General features: G+C 77.3%; 5 protein-coding genes. 4 read left to right on the top strand and 1 reads right to left on the bottom strand.

The annotated features are described in order from the left end of the window. Positions 1 to 831 (bottom strand): DUF3109 family protein (locus ABEB16_RS09605; RefSeq protein ID WP_345712034.1); only part of this gene is annotated, 831 nt, incomplete at its 3' end. Positions 832 to 944: 113 nt separating this feature from the next. On the opposite strand from ABEB16_RS09605, the gene ABEB16_RS09600 reads away from it, so the two are divergent. The 4 genes from ABEB16_RS09600 to ABEB16_RS09585 all read left to right on the top strand — a co-directional run. Then, the gene (locus tag ABEB16_RS09600) at positions 945 to 1,979 is read left to right on the top strand and encodes a Ppx/GppA family phosphatase (RefSeq protein ID WP_345712033.1); all 1,035 of its coding nucleotides are present in this window, start codon (positions 945 to 947) and stop codon (positions 1,977 to 1,979) included. Then, positions 1,976 to 2,815 carry a sugar phosphate isomerase/epimerase family protein gene (locus ABEB16_RS09595; protein ID WP_425560150.1) on the top strand — a complete coding sequence of 280 codons (840 nt, stop codon included), beginning with the start codon at positions 1,976 to 1,978 and terminating at the stop codon, positions 2,813 to 2,815. The genes ABEB16_RS09600 and ABEB16_RS09595 overlap by 4 nt, the downstream gene beginning before the upstream one ends. Beyond that, positions 2,812 to 3,630 (top strand): pyrroline-5-carboxylate reductase, encoded by an 819-nt coding sequence (gene proC / locus ABEB16_RS09590; protein WP_345712032.1) that lies wholly within the window; start codon positions 2,812 to 2,814, stop codon positions 3,628 to 3,630. Before ABEB16_RS09595 ends, proC begins: the two co-directional genes overlap by 4 nt. Before the next feature lie 225 nt (positions 3,631 to 3,855). Further along, on the top strand, positions 3,856 to 4,594 hold a 739-nt coding region (locus tag ABEB16_RS09585; protein ID WP_486335976.1), incomplete at its 3' end, for an arginase family protein.

Here is a 4,594-nt window from a genome sequence, read left to right as displayed (position 1 = left end):
GGCGGGGTGCGCGGTCAGCGGCAGCAGGCGCCGGCGGCCGGCGCCCGGCGGTGCCAGGGCCTCGCAGTGGCGCACCAGCTCGGCGTGGGCGGGCGCGCCGATCAGCTCGCGCAGCTCCGCCGCCAGGGCGAGGTAGACCGGCTGCGCGCCCACGTGCGCGGCCGGGTTGGCCGTGCAGTACCAGTCGAGGTCGTGGCCGCCCTCGCCCCAGCCGCGCCGGTCGTACTCGCCGATGCTCACCTCCAGGTAGCTGGTGCCGTCCGGGCGCTGCACCGTGCGGTAGGTGCGCCGCAGGGGCAGCTGCCAGCAGACGTCGGGCTTGAGCTCCAGCGGCTCGCGGCCCTCGCGCAGCGCGAGGGAGTGCAGCGCGCAGCCGGCGCCGGCGCCGAAACCGGGGCGGTTGAGGAAGACGCACGCCCCGTCGACGACGCGCGTCTTGCGCGCCGCGCCCCCGGCGGTCTCCTCGACCTCCACCCAGCCGGCGCGGGAGCGGCCCGCGGCGGCGTGCTGCCACGTGGCCGCGTCGAGGCGGCGGGCTGCGGTGCGCACGCGCCGCTCGTCGGCGGCATCGGTGAAGTGCGCGCCCAGGGTGCAGCAGCCGTCGTCCGGGCGGTCGGCGTAGATGCCGGGGCAGCCGGCGCCGAAGATGCACGTCCAGCTCGACGTCAGCCAGGTCAGGTCACAGCGGTAGACCACCTCGGCGGCCCCGTCCGCCCCACCGGCCCCGCCAGGCCCACCGGTCCCGCCCGGTGCGGGCTCGGGGAACTCCACCCACAGGCGGGGCCCGTCGAGCGGCGTCTCCGGGGCGGCCGGCGGCTCGGTCGGTGGCACCCGAGCAGGGTAGGTGCCCCGCCGGTGCGCGCGCTGCGGTGACGGTCCGGCTGCGGACCGCAAGGTCGTGGATCGGCTGCGGGCCGGGCGCGCGGTTCCAGTACGGTCGGGCCATGCGGCTGGGCGTTCTCGACGTGGGCTCCAACACGGTCCACCTCCTCGTGGTCGACGCCAGGCCGGGCGGTCGCCCGCTGCCGGCCTCCTCGACGAAGGTCCCGCTGCGGCTGGCCGAGCACCTCGACGACGCCGGCGCGATCAGCGAGGTGGGCGTGGCCGCGCTGGTGCGGACGGTCGCCGGCGCGGTGGAGGTGGCCGAGGACCGCGGCTGCACCGAGCTGCTGCCCTTCGCGACCTCCGCGGTGCGCGAGGCCAGCAACGGCGAGGAGGTGCTGCGCCGCGTCGAGGAGGCCACCGGCGTGCGGCTGCGCGTGCTGCCCGGCCGCGACGAGGCGGAGCTGACCTTCCTCGCGGTGCGCCGCTGGTACGGCTGGTCGCGCGGCTGCCTGCTCGTGCTGGACATCGGCGGTGGCTCCCTGGAGCTGGCCGCCGGCCTCGACGAGGTGCCGGACGTCGCCGTCTCGCTGCCGCTGGGCGCCGGGCGCCTGACCCGCGACCGGCTGCACAACGACCCCCCCAAGCCGGCGGAGGTGCGCGAGCTGCGCAGCTACGTGCGCCGCTCGGTGGCCTCGGTGGTGCGCGAGCTGGGGCGCGTGGAGTCCCAGCACGTGGCCGTCACGAGCAAGACCTTCCGCAGCCTGGCCCGCATCGCCGGTGCCGCCCCCAGCGCCGAGGGGCCGTTCGTGCGCCGGGTGCTGCGCCACGCCGACCTGGTGGAGTGGGTGCCGCGGCTGGCGGAGATGAAGGTCGCCAAGCGCGCGGAGCTGCCGGGCGTCGCGGTCGAGCGCGCGCCGCAGCTGCTGGCGGGCGCGCTCGTCGCCGAGGCGGCGCTGGACCTGCTGGGCGTCGAGGAGGTCGAGGTGTGCCCCTGGGCGCTGCGCGAGGGCGTGATCCTGCGCCGGCTGGACGCCATCGCGGCGGAGGAGCGGCCGGGCGGGCCCACCGGTGGGGCGCTCGGCGGGGCGCTCGGCGGCGGGAACCGATCTAGCCTGGTGCCGTGGATCCCGACCGGCACGACGGCGGCCCTGTGAGCGGCGGTGCGCCGGCCCCCGCGCCGGGCACCGGCACCGGCGCCCCACCGGGGCGGATCCCGGTCGGGCTGTCCTCCTCCTGCGCCTACCCGGAGGCCACGACGGCCGCCTTCGAGATCGCGGGCCGGCTGGGCTACGACGGTGTCGAGATCATGGTGTGGACGGACCCGGTGAGCCAGGACCCGCGGGCGCTGGCCCAGCTCGCGGAGCACTACGGCGTGCCGGTGCTGGCCATCCACGCCCCCACGCTGCTGCTCACGCAGCGCACCTGGGGCCGCGACCCCTGGGGCAAGGTGGAGCGCTCCTGCGAGATGGCCGCGGGCCTGGGGGCGTCCACCGTCGTGGTGCACCCGCCCTTCCGCTGGCAGCGGGAGTACGCGGCGTCCTTCGTCGCCGGGGTGCGGCGGGTGGAGGAGCGCACGGGCGTCGTGCTGGCGGTGGAGAACATGTTCCCCTGGCGGGCGCGGGGCCGGGAGGTCGTGGCGTACTCGCCCGGCTGGGACCCCACGCACCTGGGCTACGAGCACCTGACGCTGGACATCTCCCACGCGGCGACCTCCGGGCTGGACTCCCTGGAGCTCGCGCGGGCCTTCGGGGACCGGCTGGCGCACCTGCACCTGTGCGACGGCTCCGGTTCGTTCAAGGACGAGCACCTCGTGCCCGGTCGCGGCTCCCAGCCGTGCGCGGAGGTCCTGCGGCTGCTGGCGGAGCGCCGCTGGGGCGGCACGGTCGTGCTGGAGGTCAACACCCGCAGGGCGCGCGACCGCGCGGAGCGGGAGGGCGACCTGGCCGAGGCCCTGGCGCACGCCCGCGAGCACCTGGCGGTGGTGGCGTGAGCGACGGGCGCCCCGACGTCCTCGCCCTCGTCGGCGCCGGTGTCATGGGCCAGACGCTGCTCGGCGGCCTGCTGCGGGCCGGGCGCGACCCGGCCGGGGTGCTCGTCGTGGACCGCCGCGCCGGCCGCGCGGAGGAGCTGCACGACCGCTTCGGCGTGCGGGTGGTCACCGACCCGGCGGCGGTGGCCGCGGCGGGCACGGTGGTGCTGGCGGTGAAGCCGCAGGACATGGGCGACCTGCTGGCCTCGCTGCGCGACCACCTGCGCCCCGACGTGCTGGTGGTGTCGCTGGCGGCGGGCACGACGACGCACTCCTGCGAGCAGCAGCTGCGGCCGGGCACCGCGGTGGTGCGGGTGATGCCGAACACGCCGTCGCTGGTGGACGAGGGCATGGCGGCGCTGGCCGGCGGGCGCCACTGCGGGCCGGCGGACCTGGCCGCCGCCGAGGAGCTCATGCGCTCCTGCGGGCGCACCGCCGTGCTGGCCGAGAAGCACCTGGACGCGGTGACGGCGCTGTCCGGCTCGGGCCCGGCGTACGTCTTCTACGTCGTGGAGGCGATGGTCGAGGCGGGTGTCCTGCTCGGGCTGCCGCGGGCCACGGCCACCGAGCTGGTCGTGCAGACGGTGGTGGGTGCCGGGGCGATGCTGCGGGAGACGGGGCAGCACCCCACGGTGCTGCGGGAGCAGGTGACGTCCCCGGCGGGCACGACGACGGCGGCGCTGCGCCAGCTCGACGACCACAAGGTGCGCGCGGCCTTCGTGACGGCCGTGGAGGCCGCCTGGTCGCGCTCGCGGGAGCTCTCCCGGGGGTCGTGAGCCTCCGGGGCGCCCGCGGGTCCCGCGGTCGGCGGCGGGTGCGCGGAGGACGCCTGCCGCCACCGGGCGTGCGCGGGTTGCGGCGGCGGGTACCGTGCCCGCATGGCATCCGCCCCTGCGACCTCCGCGGACCGTGCCGGTGCCGGGCCGCTGGCCCCCGGCCCGGGTGTGCAGGTGGTGTGGGACCCGGTCTTCAACCGCTACGACTTCGGCCGCTGCCACCCGATGTCGCCGGTCCGCCTGGACCTGACGGCGCGGCTGTGCGCGCAGCTGGGCCTGTTCGACGCCCCGGGTGTGCGGACGGTGACGGCGGCCCCGGCCTCCGACGAGCTGCTGGGGACGGTGCACCGGGCGGACTACGTCGCGGCCGTGCGCGAGGCCTCCGAGCACCCCGAGCGCGCCGAGGAGCGCTACGGCCTGGGCACCGACGACGACCCGGCCTTCCGGGGCATGCACGAGGCCAGCGCGCGCATCGTGGGGGCCTCGGTGGCGGTGGCGGTGGCGCTGGCCGTCTGGCGCGGGGAGTGCCTGCACGGGGTGAACTTCTGCGGCGGGATGCACCACGCGATGCCGGACCGCGCCAGCGGTTTCTGCGTCTACAACGACGCGGCGGTCGCGATCCGGGCGCTGCTGGACGCCGGGGCCCGCCGGGTGGCGTACGTGGACACCGACGTCCACCACGGCGACGGACCGCAGGCGGTGTTCTGGGACGACCCGCGGGTGCTCACGATCAGCGTCCACGAGTCCGGCCGCACGTTGTTCCCGGGCACGGGCTGGCCCTCGGAGCTGGGCGGGCCGGACGCGCTGGGCTCGGCGGTGAACGTGGCGCTGCCCGCGGGGGTGGCCGACGCCGGGTGGCTGCGGGCGGTGCACTCGGTGGTGCCGCCGCTGCTGCGCTGCTTCGAGCCGGACGTCGTCGTCACCCAGCACGGGTGCGACACGCACTCCCTGGACCCGCTGGGGC

The sequence above is a fragment of the Kineococcus glutinatus genome, from assembly GCF_039542765.1.
Taxonomy (GTDB): Bacteria; Actinomycetota; Actinomycetes; order Actinomycetales; family Kineococcaceae; genus Kineococcus_A; species Kineococcus_A glutinatus.
Note: the sequence above shows the minus strand (reverse complement) of the source record. Positions and strands in the feature narration are given on the sequence as shown.